We start from the raw sequence: 25,977 nt of genomic DNA, 5'->3' as shown, positions 1-25,977 counted from the left end.
GTGCTGTCAATTGGAATTAAGGAACTTGACGAGATGCTGGGTGGGGTGAAGAAGGGTTCCTACATACTGCTCCATGAGGAGGACCCGCGCTCCCTGGGGAGGGAAATTGTGTTCAGGTTCCTTCGGCAAAAGCTCGAGGATGACAACCTCGTAGGGCTGTTCAATCTGAGCTACCCCATGCCCACACTGCTCCGTCTGCTCAGGAGAAGGGGAATAGAGGTTGAGAAGTATCTGGACTCGGGGAACCTTGCTATAGTGGACACCTTCGGGAGCTTTCACGGCCCAAAGCTGGAGAGGAACGGGATACAATACCTATCGGGTTCCCTCTCTCCGGAGCTTCTCTCCCGGAAATACGCGGACGTCGTGAGGATCCACAAGGAAGAATGGGCTAGGACGGGTATGTTCGAGGGAAGGGAGCTCTGGGGAGTTGCCATGAACGTTAACGAGTACGTCAACATATTTGGGGAGGACACCGCCCTGAGCTATTTCGAAGTTTCGGCCGAAGTGCGGAGGAGACACAGGGCCTACAGGGAGTACCCAACGGGCACCAACGTTTGGGTGTACACTGGGAGGGCGGATAGGGTTTTTGCATCCATCTACCGCCGCATGGACTACGTTATACGGACTAGGAGCGAGGTAACCGATGGCAGGGTAAGGCGCTATCTCTGCCTCCTCAAGGCCCCGGACCTCTGGCAGCCCCTGGTGTTCGAGTACTCGCTAACCCGTGAGGGCATCGGCCTGAGGGAAGTTGATTAACATTAAAATGTTAATTTTTTCCAAAATATTTTTAAATTTTGACATTCTCTTTTACACGGTGGTACCATGAAGGTTCTGGTGGTTATGGGAAGCAGGAGCGATTCAGGCATAGCGGAAAAGGTTACTTCAACCCTTGACGAGTTCGGCGTCCTCTACGATGTCGAGGTGGCTTCGGCCCACAGGAACCCAAAGAAGGTCGAGGAACTGGCGAAGAAGGATTACGACGTTTTCATAGCCATAGCCGGCTTAAGCGCGGCCCTTCCGGGGGTCATAGCGGCCCACACGGTCAAACCCGTCATAGGCGTCCCCGTCTCGGCCAAGCTCGATGGTCTGGATGCCCTCCTCAGCATTGCCCAGCTCCCGCCTGGAGTTCCGGTTGCGGCTGTGGGCATAGACAACGGGAAGAACGCCGCTTTACTTGCCGTTGAAATCCTCGCCCTCGGGGACGAGGGGCTGAGGAAGAAGCTCGAAGAGTACCGTGAAAAAATGAGGAATTGATTTTTAACTTTTAAAAAGAAGAACTGAGAAAGGGGAAAGCCCCTGCTTCATTTTACCCATCATCTTATTTCAAACTTGACCCTATTGTTACATCCATCTTACTTGAGCGGGCTGATTTAATTGCTTCCACGTAACTTGCCGGCGTATTCTGCTCCCCACAGGACTATTTAAACTTTTCGGATATTGTCCAATGCATTGGATAAAATCACATATATGTCCATCCGCACAGTGAACAAAAATGCCACGCCATCCCTGTTCAAAGGGCTTTATTGAAGCTATCCCTATTCGTTTTAGGAAATTTAAAACAAGAAGAACTAAACAAAAACCGAGCTCAAAGCAGGTGCTTCCTCCTCTCGTAGTCCTGGGAGTGCCACTCGGACGACCTCGTCCTGAGCTGTATCGAGTGTGCCACCATCTCGGCCTTCCTCTTGGCCTCTTTCACATCTTTGTCCCACGCTATCGCAACGCCGAGCCTCCTTCCTGGATAGGCCTCGGGCTTGCCGAAGAGCCTCACGGTGGCGTTGGGCGTTCCTAAAGCCTTTACAAGTCCCCTGAAGCGTGGTGAATAGCCGGAAACGTTTGCCTTGATGACGTGCGTTGCCGCAGGAGTTAAGAGCGGGAAGAGCCTGTACCCATTCACCCACTCCCCCGGTATCGGAAGCCCAAGAACCGCCCTAAGGTGGAGCCCAAACTCCGAGAACCCGGTTGGATGAGAGGCCAGGGTCACCATGCCTGTATCGTGGGGTCTCGGCGAGACCTCGTTTGCCCACACCTTATCCCCCTTCACGAACATCTCAACGCCGAAGAGGCCTAGTCCACCGAGGACGTCCGTTATGCGCTTCGCTATCCTGTAAACTTCCCTCTCGGCCCTTTCGCTTATCTCCGCCGGCTGCCAGCTCGAGTGGTAGTCGCCCTTTATCTGGTAGTGGCCTACTGGCTTCGGGAAGGTGGTAACTATCTCGCCGTTCTCGTCGTAGTGCCTCACCGCAAGCTCGGTTATCTCGACGTCGAAGTCTATGTGCTCCTCAACGATGAGCTTCTCGGCGCTCCCGCGGGCCTTCTTCTTTGCCTCCTCCCAGGCCTTTGGAACGTCTTCAGGCCCTTTGACGAAGTAGGAGCCCTTTCCAGAGGAGCTCATTATGGCCTTCGTGTGGCAGGGGTAACCTATCCTCTCGCAGGCCTCGTAGAGCTCGTCAAGCGTCGTTGCGTAGGCATACTGGGAAGTCGGAACCTTCGCCTCCTTGGCCAAGGTTTCCCTCGTCCTCTCGCGGTGCATCGCTATCCACGTTGCCTTGGCGTTTGGGACAACGAAGTAGCCGTCCTTCTCAAGCTCGAATAGGGCGTCAAGGTTAATCGCCTCTATCTCCGGGATTATCGCGTCTGGCTTCTCCCTCTCGACGACCGAAAACAGAAAGTCCGCCTTCCTCATGTCGCCAACGTAGGAGCGGTGGGCAACCTGCATGGCGGGCGCGTTGGCGTAGCGGTCAACCGCGACTACCTCAACTCCCAAACGCTGGGCCTCGATGGCTATCTCCCTTCCGAGCTCTCCGCTCCCGAGGAGAAGTATCCTCTGGGCCGAATCGGTAGTGGCGGTTCCGAGTTCATCACGGGGCTCTATCATGAACACCACCTCAGATTTTGACGTTAAAATGTTAAAAATTTAAAATATTTAAGTCTTTTTAGCCACAAAAATGATAAACTTTTTAAGCATCTCTCCCAACTCCCACCGGTGGTGCTCATGCTGACCTACGCCCAGGCTGGAGTCGATGATGAGAAAACTTCGAGGGCCCTGAAGGGCATAATCTCGCTTGCCAAGGAGACTTTCGAGTTTAGAAGGGGCAAACTCGGAGAACCTGCCGAGAACCTTGGACACTACGCGGCCTTAATGGACTTCGGGAGCTTTTACCTTGCCATGACGACGGACGGGGTAGGGACGAAGGTTCTAGTGGCTGAAGCGGCCGGAAAGTTCGACACTATAGGAATCGACATGATCGCGATGAATGTAAATGACCTGCTCTGCGTTGGCGCCGAGCCCGTTGCGCTCGTTGATTACCTCGCTGTCAAAGAGCCGGATGAGGAGGTCTTCTCCCAGATAGCGAAGGGCCTCTATGAGGGGGCAAGGCAGGCAGGGATAGCCATAGTGGGCGGCGAGACCGCGGTCATGCCCGACCTCATAAACGGCTTTGATTTGGCGGGAACGGCCATCGGCGTTGTCGAGAAGGGGAAGGTAATTACCGGAGAGATTATAAGGCCGGGAGATGCTGTGATAGGAATTTCGAGCTCAGGGATACACTCCAACGGCCTGACCCTCGCGAGGAAGCTCCTGATCCCGAAGTACGGCCTTGACTACGAGTACGAGGGGAGGAAGCTCTGGGAGTGGCTCCTCGAACCGACGAGGATTTACGTCAAGGCCGTACTTGAGCTGATGGAGAACGTCGAGGTGCACGGTTTGGCCCACATAACCGGAGGCGGCCTTCTCAACCTGAAGAGACTCACTCCCTACGGCTTCTCCCTCGAGATGCCTCCTGTTGGGGGAATATTCGGACTCATCCACGAGAACGGCGTTCCGCTGGAGGAGATGTTCCGCGTTTTCAACATGGGGGTCGGAATGGTCGCCGTTGTCCCGGCGGAGGAGAAGGAGGATGCTTTACAGCTCCTGAACGGACACTTCGAGAGCTTCGAGCTTGGAAAGGTTGTGGAGGAGCCTGGAATAAGGGTCGAGAACTATGGGGTAAAGCTTTAACCTCCTCTTCCTCTCTTTCTTCGGTGGTTCTATGGAGCTGACCGTTAAGAGAAAGGCCTTCCTTGAGGAGCTTCCGGCGATCGTTGAGGGGGCCGTGAGCCGATATGGGGCCCGACTTAGGAAAATCGTCATCGAGGAAGACGCCAAGGGATGTTACACCGTGTGGGTAACCTACGAGCACCTGGCGACTGAATAGGTGGTTTTCCCGGTGGTATTGGCGGAAATAAAGGCTTGGCGTTTACGGCGCTTCTGGTCCACACATATGCAGGGAATTAGAAAACTTTAAATACTAAATGTTACTAAAATATGGCTGGAGAGAAGGTGGTGGGGGTGATGACCATGGCGGAGATGATAATCCCCTACCCCCAGCTCCAGAAGATTCTGGAGAAGACCTGCGGCCTGGCGGTGATAAAGCCGCGCGCAGAGGAGATGATGGGGATCGTGGAGAAGAAGCTCGCTGACCTCTTCGATGTTGCCTACGAGAACGCGATAGCTGAGGGGAGCGAGACTATAAAGCTCCGCCATCTTCCGCTCACAAAGGGCTTCAAGAGCTCCATGAACCTCTTCAGGGCCGCTATCGAGGAAGAGAACGTCGAGATAGAACCTATAAGGAAGTTTGTCCTGCGCGAGATTCCTGTCGAGGTTCCGCTCGAGGAGGAGCTCGTCAACGAACTGCCGATAATAGCGGGAACCCTCTTCGTGCTCGTCGGAAGGGTCATCAAGGCCCTTCACCCGGAGATAAAGAACGTCTATCCCGAGCACATCGAAGAGGCCAAGAAGGTAGTGGATTACACGCTTTGATTTTTCTTTTTTGATATTGTTCTTTAAACGTCGTCCATAACGAAAAGTTTATATATTATCGGATAAGCAATTATTAATGGTGATACTATGACTCGACTGGCATTGTTTTATTATGCTGGAAAGAAAATTACACCTAAAGAACAAATTGCAGAGTTTATAAAATATTTCGATGGAGTTGTGCTATTGTCTACCGACGAAGGAAAATATTCGGATTTTTCTACGCTCTTGAGTGACATGAAAAAGTTCGTAGCAGAATCAGGTTTGGGATTTGAAATTGGGTGGAAATCCCGTATTATGATGCTACTAAAACACCCAGGACTCTCGAGGATATGAAGGATTGGATAATTAAAGTCGAATCCTCTACTGTGGCTAGGAGGGTAACAGGGTACTACTTCAGTCTGGAGGGAGCAGGGGCTGTGTCTAGTGATTCTACTAAAATAAAAAACATTGTGAGTTACATTAGAGACACTTACAAAAAACCTGTACTGTGGATACCCATAGAAAGATGGGGGGACCGTGATCCATTGTATTTAACAAGAAAATGTGTACAAAAAGTAGGATTTACTCATGTAGCTCCGCAACCCCATTACTACATGGTCACCGACACTAAAGGTGATTACTACAGACCAAATGGTATGAATTATCAAGATTTAAACGAGTTCATGTGGTTCTGCCATGAAAATGGGTTCGGTGTCGAGATGGAATGGGACTCAGCAGTTAGAGGGTATTGCGAGCACTGTGGGTACGGATGTAATGCTACAAAGTGTACGGAGCGAGCAAGAGATTATTTAGTGTCACTTAGTGACATTGAGAAAAGGTTCGGGAAGTTCCCATATGTAGTTTACTATTTTAGCACAGACCTCAACAACTATCTAAAAGTGGTGAGGTAATGAAAAGAATCAATGTATTTAGAAGTGTCATTCTCCTCCTGTTTACTTTTGAATTATTTACATTGGGCTTAGGAAATGCAATAAGTGTATCTTGGAACGGAACAACCTGGGCCTTTCTGAGCGAGGAAAACGGAAGCTATTACCTGACGACGGTGGTGCCCGACGGACATCTCTCAAGGGTTCTGCTCTACCTCAACGGGACTCCCTGCGGATTAGTTTGGAACGGAAACGAGTGGTTGGTGGAGGCGTTTATCCCGGACAGCGTGGTAGTTCAAACCCTCAACGGTTCCGTTCTTTTCAGGATACACAGTTACGACTGTCGGGGTTTCGCCTACCTCAACGGGACTTACTACGTCCCAATCTCGGAATCGGCGAGGATGGGGGACTGCTCTCTTTTCCAGGTCTCTTCGAACGGAAGCATCAAGAAGACGATTCCCTGCGGTTTCATTAAAGGCGTAAGGATCAAGGCGGTGGAAGGAAGGCTTTACTTCGTTAACTGCACCGGAGTCTACGTTTACTCCAACGGGGCTTTTAGGAGGATCTTACAACTCAACAACTGCACCGAAGATTTTGATGTCCTTAACGGCAAAATCCTCCTATGTTTCGGCGGCGGTCTCATCGAGCACTCCAAGAACGGCACGAAGGAGATAACAGATTCCTGCGACGCAATCAGGTGCAACGGCCGGGAATGCCGAATCTTGTCAAATGGAACGCTCTACACCTACGACGGAAACCTAAGTACTCTCGAGATAGAGGAGAAGACACGAAACATCAACCCCGAAACCGTCGTGGTGGGAGTATTTCTTGTTTTCCTGACAATCTGGCTCATGATGAAAAGAAAATCAGCATGAGAGCTTAAGCTCTCTAAGCTTTCACTTTACCCACCAGAGTAAAGAAAGAGAAAAATCACCCCTTCAACCACCTCTCCATCCACCCGGCTATAAGCTCAAGCCTCTTAACCCTGTGCTTCGGCTTCCCGCCCCTGCTGAGGTCGTGGTTCTCACCTGGGAATAGGGCGAGCTCGACGGTTTTGCCGAGGTACTTGAGAGCGGTGAAGAACTGCAGGGCCTCAGGAAGCCAGCAGCGGTAGTCCTCCATGCTGTGAATTATGAGGAGTGGAGTCTCGACGTTCGGCGCGTACTTCAGCGGGCTCTTCTCCCAGTAGCCCTCGGTGTTGCTCCACGGGTCGCCACCAACTTGGTCGGGCGCGAAGAAGTAGCCGATGTCCGTCGTTCCAAAGAAGCTCGTCCAGTTCGATATCGAGCGCTGGGTCACCGCGGCCTTGAAGCGGTTGGTGTGACCGACTATCCAGTTCGTCATGAAGCCGCCGTAGGAGCCGCCGGTTACCCCTATCCTCTCGGGGTCTATGAAGTCGAACCTCTTTGCCGCTTCGTCCACGACCTCCATTATGTCCTGGTAATCCCTCTCCCCGTAGTGCTCCCTTATGTCGGCGAACTCCTCTCCGTAGCCGTCGCTTCCGCGTGGGTTGGAGAATATCACCGCGAAGCCCTTAGCCGTTAGAACGTGGAACTCGTGCATGAAGGAGTAGCCGTAGGCCGTCTTCGGTCCGCCGTGGATCTCTAAAACGGCTGGGTACTTCTTGCCCGGCTCAAAGTCCACCGGCTTCATAACCCACGCATCAATCTCAACGCCGTCGCTGGCTTTAACCGTGAAGTGCTCCGGCTTCGAGAGAGTGTACCCCCTAATCCAGCCGTTGAAGTCGGTTACCTTCTTCTCCTTTCCGTCGCGGAGGATGTAGAGCTCAAGCGGCGTAACCGCGTCCTGGGCGGTGAAAGCTATGTAGTCTCCGATGGCAAAGCTCTCGACACTCCTGTCTCCGCCGATAACGCGCTCTATCTTGCCGTCGAGGTTAACTCTGAAGAGGTTCGCCCTCGGGCCGTCGGTAGCTATGTAGTAGACCCAGCCATCCCTAAAGACGAGCTCGGCCCTTTGGGCTCCCCTAACGTCGCAGTTGAGGGAGTTGTAGGCTGATCTGTCGAGGTCTCTCGTCAACTTCTTCATTTCTCCCGTCTCAGGGTTGTAGTGGTAGATGTGGGTGTTCGTTGGTATTCCGCGCTCGCGCGTGTTGGCCTTGAGGATGAAGGTTCCGTCTTCCAGCGGTATGAAGTCTGAGATGCTCCACTTGCCCTGCGTGAGCCTCTTGGCTTTCCTCCCTTCGAGAACGTAGAGGTCGCTAACCATTGGCTTCCTCTCGCGGTCTTCCTGGGCGGTGAAGTAGAGTTTGCCCTTGTGGAAGCGGATCTGGCCAACATCGAGGTTTTTAGGTGTTATACGCTTCTTCTTTCCGCTCTCGACGTCAACGAGATAAACGACGCTTCTCTTCCCGTAAACAAATCCGACGCCGTTGAACCAGAAGGGGAGCTCCTTGATGATGTGGACGTCATCCTTGGGCTTCTTCTCTATGTCTATCTGAGTTACGACCGCTATGCCCTTCCCGTCCTCTGTGAAGCGGAGGTTCCTTATTCCGTACTTGAACTTAGCTAAAAGCCTCGCCTCGCCGCCGTCCGTGGGGATGACGTAGAGTTCTGCCTCTTTGCTCTCCTTATCGCGCTTCGATGTAAACGCTACGAGCTTACCATCCGGTGAGAAGCGTGGGTTGGTGTCCTTCTTTCCGGAGGTGAAGGGCTTAACCCTTCTGCCGTCGTAGAGGTAGAGCCTTGAGAAGTAGTCGTCCTTTTCAACGTTTATCTCTGTCACCTGGAAAACAAGCTTTCTTCTGAACACTGCTACGTTTCCCACGAGCTTGAACTTTCCGAGGTCTTTCTCGGTCAGACCCTTCGCCATTTAGAATCACCGAACAAAGTAGGGCCTTTTCGTATAAAAGCTTAGCGTTTCGATGTGTATCGAGATACAACTCAAAACAAAAAATTGAGTAAATGAAAAGACCTCAACTATGCAGAAGGGCGTAGACTTCTTCCAAACTAACTTCTCTGCGTTTTATTTCCTCCACTGTTATTCCATTACTTATCAGCAATCCGTTGATTTCAGCCGACTCCGCGGTCTGGACGACTATGTACTCATTGACTATCTCTGGAGAATAGCCTTTTTCATTCAACACTTTCACTGCTCTTTCGACTTCTCTGGCCCTTATAATGACTCTTCTGTTCGCTGGGGCAATCTTCCGGAACGCCGAAACAGTGCCATTGAACACCTCACGTCCGCCCTTAATCACCGTAAGTCTGTCGCACATCTCATCAACGTCGCTCAGGATGTGTGTTGAAAACAGCACGGAAGCGTTCTCTTTTTTTGCATATTCTCTCAAGAGGCTTTTGAACCTGAATCTCCAAGCAGGATCAAGCCCCCTGGTCGGCTCGTCAAGCAGGAGCACTTTGGGCTTCCCGATGAATGTCCTGGCTATCCCCACCCGCCTCTGCGTGCCGCTTGAGAGGGTAGATGCCTTTTTCCGGGAATATTCACGAAGTTCAAACATTTCAAGCAACTCTTTGAGCTCTTTTTCATCGTAAAATCCCTTGAGCATTGCATAGCGCTTTAAATTGTCCCACACGGAGAGGTTAGGATACAGTAAGTCATACTCTGGAAGGTATCCTATTTGGGCTCTAACTTTGGGATTCTCGACAGGATTTGCCCCTAAAACGCGAACCCTACCAGAATCCGGAAGTAAAAGGCCCAGAATGGTGCGAAAAGTCGTAGTTTTGCCCGCTCCGTTGTGGCCAAGATAAGCGTGGATTTCTCCGGGTTTTACTTCAAAACTAATCCCCTTGAGAACCCTCTTTCCCTTTATGGACTTTTTAAGATTCTCAATCTCTATCATACGACTCACCTCAAACAACCACCATTTTTTCACCAAGGCGCTCCCCGAAGTGCCTGACCACTCCATACACCACCAGCAAAGCCGTCGCAGAGAGAATGCCAGAGATTATGAGTCCAGATGACAACGAAAGCCCCACACCGAGGTACTTGGGGAGATACAAGGGGGCAAAAAAGGCAACAAACCCGATACCGCCTTTTGCTATATCAAAATACCGCGAATGCAGCAGGAACGTTGTAAGGATTACAAGGGAAGTAAAGCTGAACAGCAGGGGGCTAGCCATAATAACTCCAAGGACGATTTGATGCACGCCTATGGGATTGCCTAAATGAACTGTGAGTATCCAGCCTATGATTCCCCCAAAGATTATTCCCACAAGGCCGAGCACGAAACTCGCGACAGCCCTAATGAGGACAATACAGGATGGGCTAAGTGGAAGACTGAGGAGCAGTTCATGAATCCCAAGCAGTTTTTCCTGGGCAACGGGAGTACTAAAAAATAGAGAGATGAGTATGGGTAGTGAGATACCAAGGCTGCCGATGACCTGTTCGGCCGGAATTGGATTCAGGCTTGCCATCCAGTACAGAACCGCAGTCATGAAGGGTATTAAAACAAAATTCAGACCGAGATGCCTTGTGAGGTAACGGAGCTCCTCCAAAATTTGTGTCTTCAATGCGCTCATCTTTCACCCTCCAGAGCGTTATTCCACACTGGACAAGAATGGAAAGAGTCCTTTAATACGCGGGAAATCACCCGACACATCTGACATGCTCCTTTTAGGGAGCAATCCTCACAGGGGTCTACCCATGACGAAATGACCTTCTGAAGCTCTTTTCTGGCCATTGCAGTTTGGAACTCACGAATGTTGCAATTGTTCCTTTTATATAGCACACAGCTCCACATCTTCTGCTACACCCTGTTGCACAGGTTGCGTAACGTAATCATGAACATTGTAGTAACCTGGGTGTATTATACTTTCCAAAATTTAAAAATTTCTCTGTGAATATTAGGTTAATTACTTAGGGTTACTAACATGTCTTAATAAGAGTTTTAAAATAACAAAGGTAAACTTTCAAATATCTACTCCCAACACGTCATAATGCGAAAGAGTAATAAATAATACTCTATAGGATCGTCTATGAGAAGAAGGTCAATTGCCGTAACGCTCCTTGCGGTGCTTGCCCTTGCGCTGGTGGTGCAGTGGCTGGCGTTTCATATGGCTGAGGAGAGTCTGAAGTCCCTTCCCTGCGATACCCGACTTGCCCCGTATACTCTCGAGGTTGAGTCTCTTTTCCCACCCTATGGCCTCTTAAAAAACGCAACCGGATATTGTCTGGATGGTGGGGATGTCGAAGCGGTAGTTCCGGGAAGGCTTGGCCATTACAGCCCCGGGTATGAATACATCCTTTGGAGCTCTGAGTGGGATATGAACTACAGTATCGCCCTCTTGAAGGAATCCCTGAAGAGAGGGGATCCGGGAAGGATAAAAGACGATTTTTACTGGGTGAAAATCAATTACTTTAAACTCAAGCTTGCGAGAGAGTACGAGGGGGTAAACATCACGGAGATTCGCTTTGCCCCTTCACCCCCGCTGGGATGGGCACATGTCATTAAAATGGCCATCCTAACTCCTCTGGAAGACCCCTCAATTTGTTTTTGGGTGGTGGGGGTGGTCTTAAGCGCCGTAGTCTACGGCGTCCTTCTCCTTGGACTGAACCTTGGGGCTAAGCTCCCCCACACCAATAGTGCCGTGAAGCCCATTCTGGTCGCCCTTTTCATCATCCTTGTCCTGCAGGGGGCCCTTGGGGACAAGTTTGAACTTTTCAAGCATTTTGGTCTAGAGGACGGCGAAACTTCCCCCGGCATTTCCTGCTCCGTCAACGATACCTACTCCCTTCTTCATGAGTTTCACCGCATGGCCCGTGGGTACGTGGGAAACGATGAAGCTACCTGCGAGGTGCTTCAAAACCTTCGTTCAACTTTGGCCGGCGATGAGTTTGACGCCCTTCAGAAAACCCTCAACGTTTCGTGCACTTAGCTACCTTTTTAAACACCCCCTCCCTCTTTATTCCGGAGGTGAGGGCTGTGACCGTCAAGGTCCGCTTTGATAAGGAAGTGAGAGAGTACGCAAAGGGCGAGAAGGTTAAGGATTCACTGTTAAAGCTCACCGAAAGCGCGCTTTCGCAGGCGATTGAGAGGTTTCAGAGGAGGATGATAGTCCTCCAGGGGGAGGGTATGAACAAGGCGAAGCTCGCCGGAATACTCGGCGGCGCCGCCGCCGGCGTGATGGCATCTCTCCTCCCGGAGCTCGCGGAGAGAAAGCTAAGGGACGAGAGCGAAGACACGGTGGAGGTTCTCTACGCCACAGATGCCCTCGGGGAGGACACCTTCGGGAGGAAGCGCTACGAGGAATTCAGGAAGCACTTCGACCTGCTCGCCGGGGAGAAGGTTAACGTCACGGCGGTTCCCTTCAAGTACACGCGCGACATCCTGGGAAGAACCTTCGACCTGCTCGTGCTCGACCTCAGCTACGACTTCTCCCCAAACGACCTCGGGAGGATCATAGAAACCGTCCGCGGGGGCGGCCTGATCTTCGTTCTCACCCACCCATTCGAGAAGTGGAAGGACATGTGGACGGGCTTCCACAAGAGCCTCGTTACGCCCCCCTACACGATAGACGACGTCAGGAAGCGCTTCAACAGGAGGCTGATCCGCAAGTTCGAGGAGCACAGGGGGATATACATCGTGGACGCGGACAGGGGGAAGGCAACCAGAAAGCCGGGCAAGTACAAGGGCCAGGCGAGGCTCCCCGAGAGGGAGGCCATAGGGGTTCCGGAGGAAGGTCTCTTCCCGAGGGAGCTCTACGAGATGGCGCTTACGAGGGGGCAGGTGGAAGTTCTAAGGAACATGGAGGGAATAAAAGACGGGGGAATGGTCGTCCTGACCGCGGATCGAGGAAGGGGTAAGAGCGTTTCCGTGGGGATTGGTGTAATAGGCCTCGCGAGCGCCCTTGGAAAGAAGAAGTTCAGGGCTGTCATAACCGCCCCCGAGCTTGAGAACGTTCAGAGCCTCTTCAGGTTCGCTAAAAAAGCCCTCGAGAGACTTGGATATAAGGTTAAGGTCATTGAGGAAGGGGGCCTCATAAAGGAGCTCTACGCCAAGGGGATAGGTTTGAGGTACTACCCGCCCACGGAGGGCCACAGGAAGAAGGCCGACGTTTACGTGCTCGACGAGGCTGCCGGAATACACGTGCCGGTTCTCCACCGCTACATCGGTAAGGAGCGCGTGATATACTCCTCCACGGTTCACGGTTACGAGGGAGCGGGAAGGGGTTTCTCCGTCAAGTTCCTCAAAAGGGCGAGGGAAAAGAGAGAATTTAGGGAGGTTCACCTCTCAACGCCGATCCGCTACGCCGACGGCGATCCGATAGAGAGGTGGCTGTTCGACGTTCTCCTCCTCGATGCTGAACCAGCTGAGCTGACGGAGGAAGACTACGAGCTCATAAAGCGCAAGGCAGTGTTCTTCGAGGAGCCCGACCTCGACGAGTGGTTCGAGGGAGGCGGTGAGGGCGACCTCAGGAACTTCGTGGGAATCTACGTTCTGGCCCACTACAAGAACCGGCCTAGTGACGTGGCCCTTTTGGCGGATGCACCCCACCACGAGGCGAGGGTTCTCCGCCTCGAGAACGGCAAGATAGTGACCGCCCTCCAGATAGCCAAGGAGGGAGGCATACCCAAGAGGGTCGTCGAGAAGATGGCCTCGGGCTACAAGCCAAGGGGCAACATAATCCCCGACATGATGGTCAAGCACCACTACGCGAAGGACTTCGCCCGGCTCAAGGGCTACCGCGTCGTTAGGATAGCGACCCACCCCGATGCGATGGACCGCGGTCTTGGAAGCAAGGCCCTTGAGCTCCTTGAGAAGGAGGCGAGGGAAAAGGGCCTCGACTGGATTGGCTCCGGCTTCGGGGCGAGCGAGGAGCTGATAAGGTTCTGGGTGAGGAACGGCTTCGCCGTGGTGCACCTAAGCCCGAGCAGGAACCCCGTGAGCGGGGAGTACACTGCGATAGTGATAAAGCCCCTCAGCGAGAGGGCGAAGGAAATAGTCAAGAGGGCGAACTTCGAGTTCAGGATAAGACTTCTCGAGTGGCTGGGCGACACCCACCGCGACCTCGAGCCCGAGATAGCGCGCTGGCTCTTCGAGAGCCCCTTCGAGGAGGCCGTTGACTATCCGGTTTACCTGACGGAGGTCCAAAAGAAGCGCCTCGACCTCTTCACTGGGAAGGTTCTCACCTACGACACCGTCCTGGATGCCGTGAAGCAGGTGGTTAAGATGTACTTCCTCGACGGCTGGATGAGGCCCTATCTCGACGAGAGGCAGGTGAAGCTACTCATCCACCGCGTCCTCCAGAACCACACTTGGGAGGAGAGCGCCGATTACATCAAGCGCTCCACGACCTTCACCATGGTGGAGCTGAGGGACATAACGCGCGGCCTCTGGTACTACTACCGCCACATCCTCGGCAAAAAGTCAGGGGAGAAAAGTAAGAAGGGGGACAGGTAACGTTTTTTAACTCCCTTCCCCATTCTCCCCTCATGAAGGTTAGCTTCCTCCCCGAGAAGGCCCTCCTGCTCGGGGATACTCTCGTGATAGCCGACCTCCACGTCGGTTTCGAGGAGTCCATGGTGCGGGAGGGCCACTACGTCCCCAGACTCCTGGATGAGTTAATCTCTTCCCTCCAGGGCCTCCTTGGGAGGGAGAAGCCGAAGAGGCTCATCATAGACGGCGACCTCAAGCACTCCTTCGTGCCCTTCAGGAGGGAGATGAGGGAGCTCAGGGCATTCTTTGAGGGGATTAGCGGGCTTGTGGATGAGATAATCCTCGTTAGGGGGAACCACGACGTTGGCGTTTCGTGGATAAGGGGGCTCGGCGTCGAGGTCGTTGACTCCCTTGAAATGGGAGGATGGAAACTCGTGCACGGGCATAAGCTTGAGGAGGGGGAGCGCTTCATAATAGGGCATGAACACCCCGCGATAAGGCTTAGGGATGAGGTTGGGGCAACGATAAAGGTTCCGGCCTTTCTGGCGGGGGAGGAGCTTATAGTCCTTCCAGCTTTCAGCCCCTGGGCCTACGGGAACGACGTGACGAGGGAGATAGTGTCTCCCTTCCTCCGAAAGTTCGATACTTCGAAGCTCAGGGTGTTGGTTCCATTGGAGGGGGAAATTCTAGACTTTGGGGAACTCGGGTCACTACTGGATGCACTACGGCGCGTGAGTTCGGTTTGAATTCCAAAACCAAAAAGTTTTTAATTCGACTTAAGAGGGTTCAACTATGATACGGCAGGCCGAGAGGGAGTACAGCGATGAGGAAATATTCTCCATTTTGAGCGATCCTGTTAGGGAGTGGTTTAAGCGGAAGTTTGGAACCTTCACCCCGCCCCAGCGCTACGCCGTTCTCGAAATCCACAGGGGCGAGAACGTCCTCATCTCCTCTCCTACCGGCTCCGGAAAGACTCTCTCGGCTTTTCTCTCCGCCATAAACGAGCTGATTCTCTTCGGAAAGGAGGGAAAGCTTGAGGATAAAATCTACGTTCTCTACGTCTCACCGCTTAGAGCCTTGAACAACGACATCAAGAGGAACCTCGAGGGCCCGCTGGCTGAGATAAAGGAGGTTGCCAAGGAGCTCGGCTACGATCTGCCAGAGATAAGAGTCGGGATAAGGACGAGCGACACCTCAAGCTACCAGAAGAGCAAGATGGTGAAGAAGCCGCCTCACATACTCATAACCACTCCGGAGAGCCTTGCCATTGCCTTAAACGCCCCCAAATTCAGCGAGAGGCTGAAGACTGTGAAGTACGTTATCATTGACGAGGTTCACGCGCTGGCGGAAAACAAGCGCGGTTCCCACCTCGCGCTGAGCATAGAAAGGCTCCAGGAGATGGCCGAGAACGAGTTCGTCAGGATCGGCCTGAGCGCTACCATTCATCCGCTTGAAGAGGTTGCCAAGTTCGTCTTCGGCTTCAAAGACGACGGAACCCCAAGGCCTGGCCTCATAGTTGATGTCTCCTTCGCGAAGGAGACGGAGATAAGGGTCGAGAGCGTTGTGGAGGATTTAATCTACACTGACGCCGGAACTCTGAGTAATGCTCTCTACAACCGCCTTGCGGAGCTGATAAGGGGGCACCGGACGACGCTCATCTTCACCAACACGAGAAGCGGTGCCGAAAGGGTGGCCTTCAACCTTAAGAAGCGTTTTCCAGAGTTTGAGGGCCTGATAGAGGCCCACCACTCTTCCTTGTCGAGAGAGGTCCGTTTAGATGTCGAGGAGAAGCTGAAGAGGGGAGAACTTCTTTGTGTTGTCAGCTCAACATCCCTTGAACTTGGAATTGACATCGGTACAATTGATCTTGTGATTCTCATCGGATCGCCGAAGAGCGTTAACCGGGCCCTTCAGCGCATAGGTAGGGCCGGTCACAGGCTCCACGATGTGAGCAAGGGCGTCATCATAGCCCTCGACAGGGACGACCTCGTTGAGGTTACGGTTTTAGCGCACAACGCAAGAAACAGGAGGCTAGATAGGGTTAAAATCCCGAAGAACCCTTTAGATGTCCTCGTTCAGCACATCCTTGGAATGGCCATCAACAGGGTCTGGGAGGTCGAGGAGGCCTACCGCCTGGTTAGAAGGGCATACCCATTCCACGAGCTTCCCTTCGAAGACTTCATGAGCGTCCTGAAGTACCTCTCCGGCGGCTACGAAGGTCTTGAGGACAGAAAAGTCTACGCCAAGATATGGCTTGAGGACGGCAGGTTTGGCAAAAGGGGCAGGATGACGAGGGTAATCTACTACATGAACGTTGGCACTATCCCAGACGAGGCGAAGATAAGAGTCTATACCATGGACAAGAACCTTATAGGAACCGTTGAGGAGGAGTTCGCCGAGAGGCTCATGCCCGGTGACGTCTTTGTCCTCGCCGGCAGAACCTACGAGTTCATGAAGAGCAGGGGCAACAGGATTTATGTAATTCCGAGAGAGGGAGCGAAGCCCACCATTCCGGCATGGTTCTCCGAGATGCTGCCCCTGAGCTTTGATTTGGCCCTCGACATACAGAGTTTCAGGAGAGAGGTGAAGGGCATTCTCAACAGAAGGGATGCCGTTAGGAGAGTGATGAGAAAGTACGGAATAGACGAGAGGGCAGCAAAGGCGATAATAGCTTACTTCCGAGAGCAGGCGAGGTATTCGACGGTTCCAGACGACGGGACCCTTCTGGTGGAGGAGGTCGAGAAGGAGAATGCCTACGAGTACTTCTTCCACACGCTGATCGGAAGGAGAGCCAACGACGCCCTCAGCAGGGCATTCGCCTACGCCGTTGGCCGCTGGAAAGGGGTAAATGTCGGTGTCGCCATAAACGACAACGGCTTCCTCTTAAGGGTTCCGAAGGAGGCGAGGCTGAGCGAGGCCGAGATTGGGGATCTCTTCGAGATAGAAGACTTCCGAGCGCTTCTCATTAGGGCCCTGGACAACACCGAACTGCTTAAGAGGCGCTTCAGACACGTCGCCAACCGCGGTCTGCTCATACTTAGGAGGTACGTCGGCAGGAGCAAGCGCCTTGGAAGGCAGCAGGTAATGGCGGTGACTCTGCTCCGGGTCCTCAAGGAGCACTACCCTGACTTTCCGCTCCTCAGGGAAGTTTACCGCGAGATAATTGAGGACAAGATGGACGTTGAAAAGGCCGAACTCTTCCTGGGCTGGGTGAGGAACGGGAAGATCAAGGTCGTCTTCGAGAGGAACGAGCTGCCGAGCCCCTTCTCCTTCAACCTCGAGGCGATAGGTTCGAGCGACGTTGTCCTCATGGAGGACAGGAGGGAGATGATAAAACGCCTTCACAGGAAGATAATGGCCATGATAGGTGGAAAAACCCCTGCGAACTGAAAGCTTTTTATATTTTCACTCAGAATTCTATGAGATAACGGCGGTGATGCCGATGCCCAGCAACTGGGAAAGGATTATGGCGATAACCAAAGAGGGAGTTAAGAGCATTGCGACGATTAAGCGGCGTATGAGCCGCGGTAAGAAGATTGCGCTCCTGATAGACGGCCCAAACATTCTACGCAAGGAGTTCGGCGTGAAGCTGGAGGACATAGTGGAGGCGCTTGAGAAGATAGGCAACATAAGGGTGGCCAAGGTTGTTTTGAACCAGTATGCCCCGCAGGGCCTCATAGAGGCGGTTGCCAACCAGGGCTTTGAGCCGATCATAGTTCCCGGCGAGACGGGGGTAAAACTCGTCGTGGAGGCCATGAGGGAGATATACAACCCCCACATAGACGTCATAGCCATCGCCACCAGAAACGCGGAGTTCCTCCCCCTAATAACGAAGGCCAAGGAGAAGGGAAAGGAAACGGTGGTGATAGGGGTTGAGCCGGGCTTCAGCTCCGCCCTCAAGCACAGCGCCGACTACGTAATACTCCTAACGCCTCAGCAGGGGGGTAGAGGATGAAAAAGACCCTGTTCAGGATATTCCGTAGGGGAGAGGAGAGAACAGGCGAGGAGAGGGAGGAAAGGATACCCGAGAAGAAGGTGGGCCTCATAGTGGACGGTCCAAACATCCTCCGCAAGGAGTTCGGCCTCAAGCTCGAGGATGTGAAGGCGGCTATAGAGAAGGTGGGGAGACTGAGGATCGCCAAGGTTGTTCTGAACCAGTATGCCCCGCAGGGCCTCATAGAGGCCATAGTGAACCAGGGCTTTGAACCAATCATAGTGGCGGGCGATACAGACGTTAGGGTTGCCATAGAGGCAATGGAGCTTATATACACCTCCGACATGGAGGTCATAGCCCTGGCCACGCGTGACGCGGATTTCCTCCCCATAGTAAACGAGGCGAAGCGCGTTGGGAAGGAAGTGGTCGTCGTTGGCATCGAGCCCGGCTTTTCTGTGGCCCTTCAAAATGCAGCTGACTACGTCATAAAGATGGAAGGCATTCCCCAGGGGGAAGAAGGTTAACCTTTTAAACCGTCCCCCTTATTTATCCCGGGGATCGGGGTGCTCGTGGTAGTACTGACGTTCATAATCGGCCTTGCCCTTCTCATCAAGGGGAGCGACACCTTTGTGGAGTCGGCCTCGCGCGTGGCTAAAGGTTTCGGCGTTAGCGAGTTCCTCATAGCTCTAGTTCTTGCGAGCGTGGCCACCACCCTTCCGGAGGTCACGGTCTCCGCCACGGCCGCTTTCAGCGGTAGGCCGGATATGGCCCTTGGAAACGGTGTCGGTAGCGCCATAGCCAACATAGCCCTCATTCTTGGCCTGTGCTCCCTCATAATGCCCCTCAACGTTGACGAGGTCGCGTGGAGAAACTCCACCTTCATGGTCGCGGTTACACTTCTCGCGTGGCTTCTCATGATGGATGGAACCCTTTCGAGGCTCGATGGGGGAGTTCTCATAGCCATATACCTCGGTTTCCTCTACTACCTCTACAAAAAGCACATGACACTCGAGGAGGTTCCGGAGAGTGGGGGCAACCCCAAGAGGGAAGCTGTCGTGATGTTCCTCAGCGGCCTCGTGGTGGTGGCAGGAGCCAAGCTCGTCGTCAACAGCGCCGTGATCATAGCCAGAACCCTGGGGGTTTCCGAGACCGTTATCGCGCTCACCCTCGTGGCCATAGGAACCTCCCTCCCGGAGCTCGCCAACTCCCTGACGGCGACCCTCAAGAAGATACCGAACATAAGCGTTGGGAACGTTATAGGGGCCAACATCCTGGACATACTCATGGTTCTTGGTGTATCTGCCCTCATAGCGCCCATCCCCATTTCTGCCGCATACAAAACCTTCGTAATGCCCCTTACGCTGCTCGTAATGCTCCTCCTAACCGTTTCCCTGCGGCTCAACAACAGGGTCGGGAGAAAAACGGGAGTGGTGCTCCTTCTCCTCTACGCATACTTCCTCTACCGCGCCTTTCCGGGAGGATGAGCAAAGCTTAAAAAGTCCCCCCTGAACTTTGGTGTGGGTTAACTTTATATTCTCCGTTTTTAAAAAGCCAGTGAGGTGATATAAATGAACCCGTTCCACGAGTTGGAGCCAGGACCGGAAGTCCCGGAGGTTGTTAACGCACTCATAGAGATTCCAAAGGGAAGCAGGAACAAGTACGAGATTGACAAGAAGACGGGCCTTCTCAAGCTCGATAGGGTCCTTTACAGCCCGTTCTTCTACCCGGTTGACTACGGTATAATCCCGCAGACCTGGTACGACGACGGAGACCCCTTTGACATCATGGTCATCATGCGCGAGCCGGTTTACCCGCTCACCATAATCGAGGCGAGGCCCCTCGGGATAATGAAGATGGAAGACAGCGGAGACAAGGACTGGAAGGTCATAGCCGTTCCGGCCGAAGACCCGTACTTCAAGGACTGGAAGGACATTGACGACATCCCCAAGGCCTTCCTCGACGAGATAGCCCACTTCTTCCAGAGATACAAGGAGCTCCAGGGCAAGACCACCACCGTTGAGGGATGGGGTAACGCCGAAGAGGCCAAGAAGGAGATACTTCGCGCCATCGAGCTCTACAAGGAGAAGTTTGGCAAGAAGGAGTGATCTCTTTCCTTTTCATAACTTTCGGAGGTTAAGGCATGTACAGACTCATCACTGTTAAGGACGTCGTGAGGATTCCGCCCTCGAAGTTCACCCTCGATCCGAAGGAGGCCGCCAGGGAGGAGCTTAAGCTGGCCTACGAGGGCATCTACGATAGGGACGAGGGCGTCGTGCTCAGCGTTCTCGATGTCAGGGAGCTCAGCGAGGGCGTAATCGTCCCCGGGGACGGGGCAACGTACCACGAGGCCGTCTTTGATGTCCTCGTCTGGAGCCCCGAGCTCCACGAGGTCGTCGAGGGAGAGGTCGTTGACGTAACTCAGTACGGTGCCTTCATAAGGATAGGGCCCCTCGACGGTCTGGTCCACATAAGCCAGCTCATGGACGACTACGTCGTTTTCGACGAGAAGAACAAGCAGTTCGTGGGTAAGGAGAGCCACCAGATACTCCAGCTCGGCGACGAGGTCAGGGCGAGGATTATAGCAGTCAGCGTAAAGAGCAAGATAGTGAGGGAGAACAAGGTTGGCCTGACGATGCGCCAGCCGGGCCTTGGAAAGCCCGATTGGATAGCGAAGCAGAAGAGGAAGGAGAAGGAAGGTGAGGCGTGATGGCCCTCAAAGCGTGCCGCCACTGCCACTACCTCACGCGCGAGGAGCAGTGCCCCAAGTGCGGCAGCAGGGACCTCAGCGACGAGTGGTTCGACCTCGTCATAATCCTGAACCCCGAGGAGTCAAGGATAGCCCAGACTCTGCAAGCTAAGTACGAGGGCAAGTACGCCATAAGGGTCAGATGAGCATGAAGGAGTTTTACTTTAAACTTCCCGTTGAGATGCGAGAGGAGCTTAAAGCTCCCCTGGGTAGGCTGGTTAAAGGGGAGATCCCTCTGCCGTATCTGGAATCGCGAGAGGCGTTTGAATCATCACCCTGCCTCATAACGGTGGGGGACGTTGTCACGGAAAACATTATAAAGCTCGGGATTAAGCCCCACCTTGCCCTGTACGACTACAAGACGGAGAGAAGGGGGTATTCCCCAGAGGTTGATGAGGACGCGGTAATAATTACCGTTAACAATCCACCCGCCACGATAACGGGCGCGCTCCTCAGGGCCATGAGAAAGGCCGTTGAGCTCATCGGGCGCGGGAGGCGGGTTCACATAAAGGTGTGCGGTGAGGAGGATTTGGCCGCCATCCCCGCCGTCGTCTACGCTCCCGAGGGAGCGCTCGTGGTCTACGGGCAGCCCCGCGAGGGCATAGTGCTTATAAAGGTAACCCCTGAAACAAAGCTTAAGTTCGCGAAAATGCTCAGGAGAATGGAGGTGGTTTACGATGGAAATTAGGATTATCGAGAAGAAGGAGAACCCCCTGCTCGGCAGGACCGAGATATACTTCGAGGTGGAGCACGAGGGAGAGCCTACTCCCAGCAGGCAGGAGGTTAAGGGCAAGCTCGTTGCCATGCTCGACCTCAACGCCGGCACCACCGTCATACAGTACATTAGGAGCAACTTCGGTAGCAGGGTCAGCAAGGGCTACGCCAAGGTCTATGAGACAAGGGAGAGGATGCTCGAGGTTGAACCCGAGTACGTCCTCAGGAGAGAGGGTTTCATAAGCGAGGAGCAGGAGGAGTGATGGTATGGCCAAGGGTGGAAAGAAGACCTCCCAGAAGTGGAAGTACTACGCCGTCAGCGGCGATAAGGTCGAGAGGAAGAAGAAGTTCTGCCCGCGCTGCGGTCCCGGAGTTTTCATGGCCGAGCACAAGGACCGCTGGAGCTGCGGCCGCTGCGGCTACACCGAGTGGAAGAAGAAGTGAATCCCTCTTTTTCCTTTCCTCAAGGTCTCTTTTCTAAAAAAGGTTAAAAGAAGGGCTTTCATCCGAGCGCGGCCTGGACGGCGAGGTCTGCCCTCACAATACCGTAGCCGTAGTCTACATCCCATCCTGGGCTTCCAAGGTCGTCAGCCGTGATGTGGAGGATTCCCCTCACGGTGTTCTTGCTCATGTCGTCAAAGGTTCCAACCGGAAGGATCGTGCCGTACTTGTTGAAGTGAGCCGCTTGTATTAGTGCCACGACGCCGCTCACGTGAGGTGTGGCCATGCTCGTTCCGCTGAGAGTCTTGTAAGTGTCGTCCGGGTAGGTGCTGAGAACGTCAACGCCCGGGGCGCTGACCTCAGGCTGGCGGTTGCTGAAGCTCGCGATGTTGTCGTTGATGTCACTCGCGCCGACGGCAATAACCTCCGGGTAAGCGGCAGGGTAGCTCGGGCTTGAGGCACCCTCGTTGCCGCTGGCGGCTACGATGACTATTCCAGCGTTGTAGGCTTGGATTATCATATCGTGGAGGTAGCTGTCGTCGGCGGAGCCTCCGAGGGACATGCTTATTACCTCTGCCGCGTCATCGTCGGGATCGCCCGCTATTATTCCATCTCCATCCTTGTCTGCAACTCCGTCCGGGCCGAGGATGGCCTGCTCAATTCCTATGGCTATGTCACTGTACGAACCCCTTCCGCTCGCGTCGAGAACCCTAATCGCGTAAATCTGGACTCCAGGAGCGACGCCGACAACTCCGATGTCGTTGTTGAGGGCCGCTATTGTTCCCGCCACGTGGGTTCCGTGACCGTTCTGGTCTCTGTAGTCCTTCGGTTTGGTAGAAACCCTACCCCTAAGCGTGCTCACACCCCAGGCGAGGTTGGCGGCGAGGTCCGGGTGGTCGTAGTCTATTCCAGTGTCGAGGATTGCAACCTGGATGACCCCGTTGCTTGATCCATCGGTTGTGCTCCACACACTTGGAGCCTTAACGCGCTCTATTCCCCATGGAACCTCTTGGGGTGGCTGGCTTGGCTTGGGCTTCCCAGCCCCCGAAGGCTTGCCCTTGAGGATAACTGCCTGATGGTCGAACTCGACTTTCTCAACGCCGGGCAGCCTCTTGAGCCTCCCTACGGCGGTGGAGGGAACCTCAACCACGGCGGCGTCAATCAGGCGGAACTGGTACACGACGTGCCCCCCGAGGTTCAAAACCCCCGCGGGATTAAAGCTGGATCTGTCTATGTGAACCACGACCCTGACCATCTCGGGCCTCTCGGCCATGGTGGGAACCACAAAAAGCCCTGCGAACATCGCGATGGCCAGCGCCACTGCAATGTACTTTCTCATTTACAAACACCCCCTTTCTATGTATAAAGTGATGAAGGTCGTTAATAAGGGTTTCCGTGAACACGTGTAAAAAACCGACAGTATGCCCCACACAATTTTGGTATATTTCCAAAATATCCGGGAATTATACTGCATAATGACGGGATATAGGCGAATATTTTTGAACAATTGTCACCAAAATGCGAACCTTATGTTATGAAAAGGTTTTTCAACGAAACGCAAGTTTGGTGGCGCGCGTCCAGGAGTCAACCCTTTTAACGTTCTTCCTCGAAGGGTTTATGGGTGATGGTATGTACAGGCTCATGTATCCCATGCGCACTTACCTCGTTGTCTCCGGGAGAGATGAGGAGACCAACGTAATGGCCGCGGACTGGGTCACGGTGCTTTCCCACAGGCCCTTCATGGTTGGCGTTGCGGTTTCGCCAAAAAGGTACACCCACGGCCTCATCAAGAAGTACGGTGAATTTGTCCTCAGCGTGCCAACACTGGAGATGCTCGACGACGTTTGGATAGCCGGGACAAGGAGAGGCCCTCCAAAGCTGGATGAGATGGAGGTCACGCTGGTCCCCTCAACGAAGGTCTCCGTCCCGAGCATAAAGGAGGCCGCCGCCAACCTCGAGTGCAGGGTCGTTGACTCGAGGGACTACGGCGACCACACTTTCTTCGTAGGTGAAGTGGTTGGTCACACCTACGATGAAAATGTCTTCGCTCCGAATAGCGTGAACCTTGAGGCCGGTCTCTTAGCCCACGTCTCCTGGGCGGACTTTGTGACGTTTGAGAAGCGCGTCCACAAACCATCGGAAAGGCTTTAACTTCCTTCCCCAATTTCCCTCCATGTTCATCGAGTACGAGGGCCTCAAAATAAAGCTCCACCCCCAGGTGTACGAGCCGGCCGAGGACACTTTCCTCCTCGCGAGGAACCTGGTGGTTAGAGAGGGGGACGTGGCCCTCGACGTGGGGACGGGGACGGGAATAATAGCCCTCCTCATGGCGGGGAAGGCCCGCCACGTTCTCGGCGTTGATGTCAACCCCATCGCGGTGGAGATGGCAAGGGAAAACGCAAAGCTGAACGGCATTAGTAACGTGGAATTTCGAGTTAGCGACCTCTTCGAGAGGGTTGATGGAAAATTCGACGTCATAACCTTCAACGCGCCCTACCTGCCGGGTGAACCTGAGGAGCCCATAGACCTGGCCCTCGTGGGCGGTGAAACGGGTAGGGAAGTCCTCGACCGGTTCATTGGGGAGGTGCCCAACTATCTAAAACCCGGGGGAGTCGTCCAGATAGTCCAGAGCTCCATAACCGGTGTAGAAGAGACGCTGGAAAAGCTCGATTCTGCAGGTTTAACCCCTAAGGTGGCCGCCCGTGAGAGGTACTTCTTCGAGGAAATAGTGCTCATAAACGCCTACGCGAGGTGGTAGCGCCTTACCTCTTGGACAAAGCGGACTTTGACCCTCTCGGCGTTCTCCCCTGACTCGAAGGGGTCAATCTCAAACTCCCGCTCCTTGGTTTTGACCATGAAGGTGGGTTTTAACTCGGTCATGAGAGGCGATTGGAACTTTTTGCTATATAAATCTTTTGGCGATTGCCGAACTATTTTTCGACGATAAAACCGGGGCAGTTATGTGTATGGGGATGGCGAAAACTCAAAGATGGAATTTTTTCTCAATCCGGGAGTGTACATCCGAGTTTGATGACCACATCTGACCCATCACCTTTTTAAAAGCCTGTTTCGAGTTCAATCCAGAGAGAGATTAGGTGAGGCTAATGGCGATAACGTTCAAGTCCAACCCGAACATGCCCGAGGAGATGGCTAACCTCTTCAGGAAGCAGCATTACGCTCTCGTGGGCAGGCACAGCTCGGTCAAGCTCTGTCACTGGCTCAAGGAGAGTATAAAGCACGACCGCTTCTGCTACAAGCAGAAGTTCTACAACATACACTCCCACCGCTGCCTGCAGATGACGCCGGTCACTGCCTGGTGCACCCACAACTGCATATTCTGCTGGAGACCCATGGAGGGCTTCCTCGGCACCGAACTGCCGGAACCGTGGGACGACCCGGCCTTCATAGTCGAGGAGAGCATAAAGGCCCAGAGGAAGCTCATAGTGGGCTACAAGGGCATGCCCGGTATAAACATGAAGAAGTTCGAGGAGGCGTGGAACCCCAAGCACGCGGCCATAAGCCTGTCCGGCGAGCCGATGCTCTACCCGTACATGGGAGACCTCGTCGAGGAGTTCCACAAGCGCGGCTTCACGACATTCATAGTCACCAACGGCACCGTTCCGGAGAGGCTTGAGGAGATGAAGCGCGAGGACAAGCTCCCGACCCAGCTCTACGTCTCGCTCACTGCCCCGGACGTCGAGACCTACAACCGCGTTAACGTCCCCATGATTCCGGACGGCTGGGACAGGATAAAGGAGACGCTCGAGCTCATGCGCGATGCACAGACTAGGACGGTGATAAGGCTCACGCTCGTCAAGGGGGAGAACATGCACAATCCAGAGGGCTACGCCAAACTGATAAAGCTCGCCAACCCGATGTTCGTCGAGGCCAAAGCCTACATGTTCGTGGGATTCTCAAGGAACAGGCTCACCATCAACAACATGCCTCGCCACGAGGAGATAAAGGCCTTCGCCGAGGAACTGGTGGAGCACCTTCCGGGCTATCACATAGAGGACGAGTACGAGCCCAGCAGGGTCGTTCTCATAATGAGGGACGACGTCGACAGCCACGGAACCGGCATAAACGGCCGTTTCATAAAACACTGACCCTCCCTTTTTCTGCTTT

The 25,977-nt window shown here is 53.7% G+C and carries 30 protein-coding genes; 24 read left to right on the top strand and 6 right to left on the bottom strand.

Translation table 11 applies throughout. The features are described 5' to 3' along the window. Nucleotides 1-756, top strand: a complete 756-nt coding sequence (locus PFER_RS06500; protein WP_048150100.1) for a hypothetical protein — start codon at nt 1-3, stop codon at nt 754-756. 66 nt (nt 757-822) lie between these two features. Further along, nucleotides 823-1,254: a 5-(carboxyamino)imidazole ribonucleotide mutase gene (gene purE / locus PFER_RS06495; protein WP_048150098.1), complete on the top strand. Its 432-nt coding sequence runs from the start codon at nt 823-825 to the stop codon at nt 1,252-1,254. A 331-nt stretch (nt 1,255-1,585) separates the two neighbouring features. Here purE and purT read toward each other — a convergent pair whose 3' ends face one another. After that, a complete protein-coding gene (gene purT / locus PFER_RS06490) occupies nt 1,586-2,875 on the bottom strand; it encodes a phosphoribosylglycinamide formyltransferase 2 (protein WP_048150095.1) in 1,290 nt (429 codons plus the stop codon). A 117-nt stretch (nt 2,876-2,992) separates the two neighbouring features. Between purT and purM the strand changes: the two genes are divergently transcribed. The 6 genes from purM (at nt 2,993) to PFER_RS06465 (ending at nt 6,539) form a co-directional block, all read left to right on the top strand. Next, complete coding sequence (gene purM / locus PFER_RS06485) at nt 2,993-3,997, top strand: phosphoribosylformylglycinamidine cyclo-ligase (protein ID WP_048150092.1); 1,005 nt, start codon at nt 2,993-2,995, stop codon at nt 3,995-3,997. A gap of 31 nt (nt 3,998-4,028) precedes the next feature. Next, nucleotides 4,029-4,193: a hypothetical protein gene (locus tag PFER_RS12280; RefSeq protein WP_170218353.1), complete on the top strand. Its 165-nt coding sequence runs from the start codon at nt 4,029-4,031 to the stop codon at nt 4,191-4,193. A gap of 143 nt (nt 4,194-4,336) precedes the next feature. Further along, entirely contained in the window at nt 4,337-4,798 is a 462-nt protein-coding gene (locus PFER_RS06480; protein WP_048150089.1) for a DUF1931 family protein, read from the top strand. A gap of 87 nt (nt 4,799-4,885) precedes the next feature. Further along, on the top strand, nt 4,886-5,131 hold the full coding sequence (locus tag PFER_RS06475; protein WP_048150086.1) for a hypothetical protein: 246 nt from the start codon (nt 4,886-4,888) through the stop codon (nt 5,129-5,131). Beyond that, nucleotides 5,128-5,688 (top strand): DUF4855 domain-containing protein, encoded by a 561-nt coding sequence (locus tag PFER_RS12165; RefSeq protein WP_157255130.1) that lies wholly within the window; start codon nt 5,128-5,130, stop codon nt 5,686-5,688. The genes PFER_RS06475 and PFER_RS12165 overlap by 4 nt, the downstream gene beginning before the upstream one ends. Before the next feature lie 155 nt (nt 5,689-5,843). After that, nucleotides 5,844-6,539, top strand: a complete 696-nt coding sequence (locus tag PFER_RS06465; RefSeq protein ID WP_157255127.1) for a hypothetical protein — start codon at nt 5,844-5,846, stop codon at nt 6,537-6,539. A 55-nt stretch (nt 6,540-6,594) separates the two neighbouring features. Here the strand turns inward: PFER_RS06465 and PFER_RS06460 are convergent, their stop codons facing one another. From PFER_RS06460 to PFER_RS06450, 3 genes are all read right to left on the bottom strand, one after another. Beyond that, nucleotides 6,595-8,493 carry a S9 family peptidase gene (locus tag PFER_RS06460; protein WP_048150075.1) on the bottom strand — a complete coding sequence of 633 codons (1,899 nt, stop codon included), beginning with the start codon at nt 8,491-8,493 and terminating at the stop codon, nt 6,595-6,597. Nucleotides 8,494-8,596: 103 nt separating this feature from the next. Next, the gene (locus PFER_RS06455) at nt 8,597-9,481 is read right to left on the bottom strand and encodes an ABC transporter ATP-binding protein (RefSeq protein WP_052696190.1); all 885 of its coding nucleotides are present in this window, start codon (nt 9,479-9,481) and stop codon (nt 8,597-8,599) included. A 10-nt stretch (nt 9,482-9,491) separates the two neighbouring features. Beyond that, nucleotides 9,492-10,160: an ABC-2 transporter permease gene (locus tag PFER_RS06450; RefSeq protein ID WP_048150071.1), complete on the bottom strand. Its 669-nt coding sequence runs from the start codon at nt 10,158-10,160 to the stop codon at nt 9,492-9,494. 456 nt (nt 10,161-10,616) lie between these two features. On the opposite strand from PFER_RS06450, the gene PFER_RS06445 reads away from it, so the two are divergent. The 13 genes from PFER_RS06445 (at nt 10,617) to PFER_RS06385 (ending at nt 21,855) form a co-directional block, all read left to right on the top strand. Beyond that, nucleotides 10,617-11,516 carry a hypothetical protein gene (locus tag PFER_RS06445; RefSeq protein ID WP_157255125.1) on the top strand — a complete coding sequence of 300 codons (900 nt, stop codon included), beginning with the start codon at nt 10,617-10,619 and terminating at the stop codon, nt 11,514-11,516. A 47-nt stretch (nt 11,517-11,563) separates the two neighbouring features. Next, nucleotides 11,564-14,041, top strand: coding sequence for a tRNA(Met) cytidine acetyltransferase TmcA (locus PFER_RS06440; protein ID WP_048150061.1), 2,478 nt, complete (start codon nt 11,564-11,566; stop codon nt 14,039-14,041). A gap of 32 nt (nt 14,042-14,073) precedes the next feature. Further along, on the top strand, nt 14,074-14,763 hold the full coding sequence (locus tag PFER_RS06435; RefSeq protein ID WP_048150057.1) for a metallophosphoesterase: 690 nt from the start codon (nt 14,074-14,076) through the stop codon (nt 14,761-14,763). Between the two features lie 46 nt (nt 14,764-14,809). Continuing rightward, entirely contained in the window at nt 14,810-17,407 is a 2,598-nt protein-coding gene (locus PFER_RS06430) for an ATP-dependent helicase (RefSeq protein WP_048150055.1), read from the top strand. 52 nt (nt 17,408-17,459) lie between these two features. Continuing rightward, nucleotides 17,460-17,972: a TIGR00288 family NYN domain-containing protein gene (locus tag PFER_RS06425; protein WP_048150053.1), complete on the top strand. Its 513-nt coding sequence runs from the start codon at nt 17,460-17,462 to the stop codon at nt 17,970-17,972. After that, nucleotides 17,969-18,475, top strand: a complete 507-nt coding sequence (locus PFER_RS06420; protein ID WP_048150050.1) for a TIGR00288 family NYN domain-containing protein — start codon at nt 17,969-17,971, stop codon at nt 18,473-18,475. Before PFER_RS06425 ends, PFER_RS06420 begins: the two co-directional genes overlap by 4 nt. A gap of 39 nt (nt 18,476-18,514) precedes the next feature. Further along, on the top strand, nt 18,515-19,435 hold the full coding sequence (locus tag PFER_RS06415; RefSeq protein ID WP_048150047.1) for a calcium/sodium antiporter: 921 nt from the start codon (nt 18,515-18,517) through the stop codon (nt 19,433-19,435). A gap of 84 nt (nt 19,436-19,519) precedes the next feature. Further along, on the top strand, nt 19,520-20,056 hold the full coding sequence (locus PFER_RS06410; protein WP_048150044.1) for an inorganic diphosphatase: 537 nt from the start codon (nt 19,520-19,522) through the stop codon (nt 20,054-20,056). Nucleotides 20,057-20,091: 35 nt separating this feature from the next. Next, a complete protein-coding gene (locus PFER_RS06405; protein WP_048150041.1) occupies nt 20,092-20,658 on the top strand; it encodes a DNA-directed RNA polymerase in 567 nt (188 codons plus the stop codon). Next, complete coding sequence (spt4, locus tag PFER_RS06400; RefSeq protein ID WP_048150039.1) at nt 20,658-20,843, top strand: transcription elongation factor subunit Spt4; 186 nt, start codon at nt 20,658-20,660, stop codon at nt 20,841-20,843. Before PFER_RS06405 ends, spt4 begins: the two co-directional genes overlap by 1 nt. Nucleotides 20,844-20,845: 2 nt before the next feature. Continuing rightward, nucleotides 20,846-21,385: a GTP-dependent dephospho-CoA kinase gene (locus tag PFER_RS06395; RefSeq protein ID WP_048150035.1), complete on the top strand. Its 540-nt coding sequence runs from the start codon at nt 20,846-20,848 to the stop codon at nt 21,383-21,385. Further along, nucleotides 21,375-21,674 carry a 30S ribosomal protein S24e gene (locus PFER_RS06390; RefSeq protein WP_048150032.1) on the top strand — a complete coding sequence of 100 codons (300 nt, stop codon included), beginning with the start codon at nt 21,375-21,377 and terminating at the stop codon, nt 21,672-21,674. Before PFER_RS06395 ends, PFER_RS06390 begins: the two co-directional genes overlap by 11 nt. A 4-nt stretch (nt 21,675-21,678) precedes the next feature. After that, nucleotides 21,679-21,855, top strand: a complete 177-nt coding sequence (locus PFER_RS06385) for a 30S ribosomal protein S27ae (protein ID WP_048150030.1) — start codon at nt 21,679-21,681, stop codon at nt 21,853-21,855. 58 nt (nt 21,856-21,913) lie between these two features. On the opposite strand, the gene PFER_RS06380 is transcribed toward PFER_RS06385, so the two are convergent. Next, nucleotides 21,914-23,191, bottom strand: a complete 1,278-nt coding sequence (locus tag PFER_RS06380; protein WP_052696189.1) for a S8 family peptidase — start codon at nt 23,189-23,191, stop codon at nt 21,914-21,916. A 290-nt stretch (nt 23,192-23,481) separates the two neighbouring features. Here PFER_RS06380 and PFER_RS06375 point away from each other — a divergent pair, with 290 nt between their 5' ends. Further along, a complete protein-coding gene (locus PFER_RS06375) occupies nt 23,482-24,003 on the top strand; it encodes a flavin reductase family protein (RefSeq protein ID WP_048150027.1) in 522 nt (173 codons plus the stop codon). 22 nt (nt 24,004-24,025) lie between these two features. Then, nucleotides 24,026-24,610, top strand: coding sequence for a HemK2/MTQ2 family protein methyltransferase (locus tag PFER_RS06370; protein WP_048150025.1), 585 nt, complete (start codon nt 24,026-24,028; stop codon nt 24,608-24,610). On the opposite strand, the gene PFER_RS12275 is transcribed toward PFER_RS06370, so the two are convergent. After that, entirely contained in the window at nt 24,595-24,732 is a 138-nt protein-coding gene (locus PFER_RS12275) for a hypothetical protein (RefSeq protein WP_170218352.1), read from the bottom strand. The two genes, PFER_RS06370 and PFER_RS12275, sit on opposite strands and share 16 nt — an antisense overlap. A gap of 224 nt (nt 24,733-24,956) precedes the next feature. Here PFER_RS12275 and twy1 point away from each other — a divergent pair, with 224 nt between their 5' ends. Continuing rightward, nucleotides 24,957-25,958 (top strand): 4-demethylwyosine synthase TYW1, encoded by a 1,002-nt coding sequence (twy1, locus tag PFER_RS06365; protein WP_048150023.1) that lies wholly within the window; start codon nt 24,957-24,959, stop codon nt 25,956-25,958. Nucleotides 25,959-25,977 lie beyond the last annotated feature (19 nt).

The organism is Palaeococcus ferrophilus DSM 13482, from assembly GCF_000966265.1.
GTDB classification, from domain to species: Archaea; Methanobacteriota_B; Thermococci; order Thermococcales; family Thermococcaceae; genus Palaeococcus; species Palaeococcus ferrophilus.
Note: the sequence above shows the minus strand (reverse complement) of the source record. Positions and strands in the feature narration are given on the sequence as shown.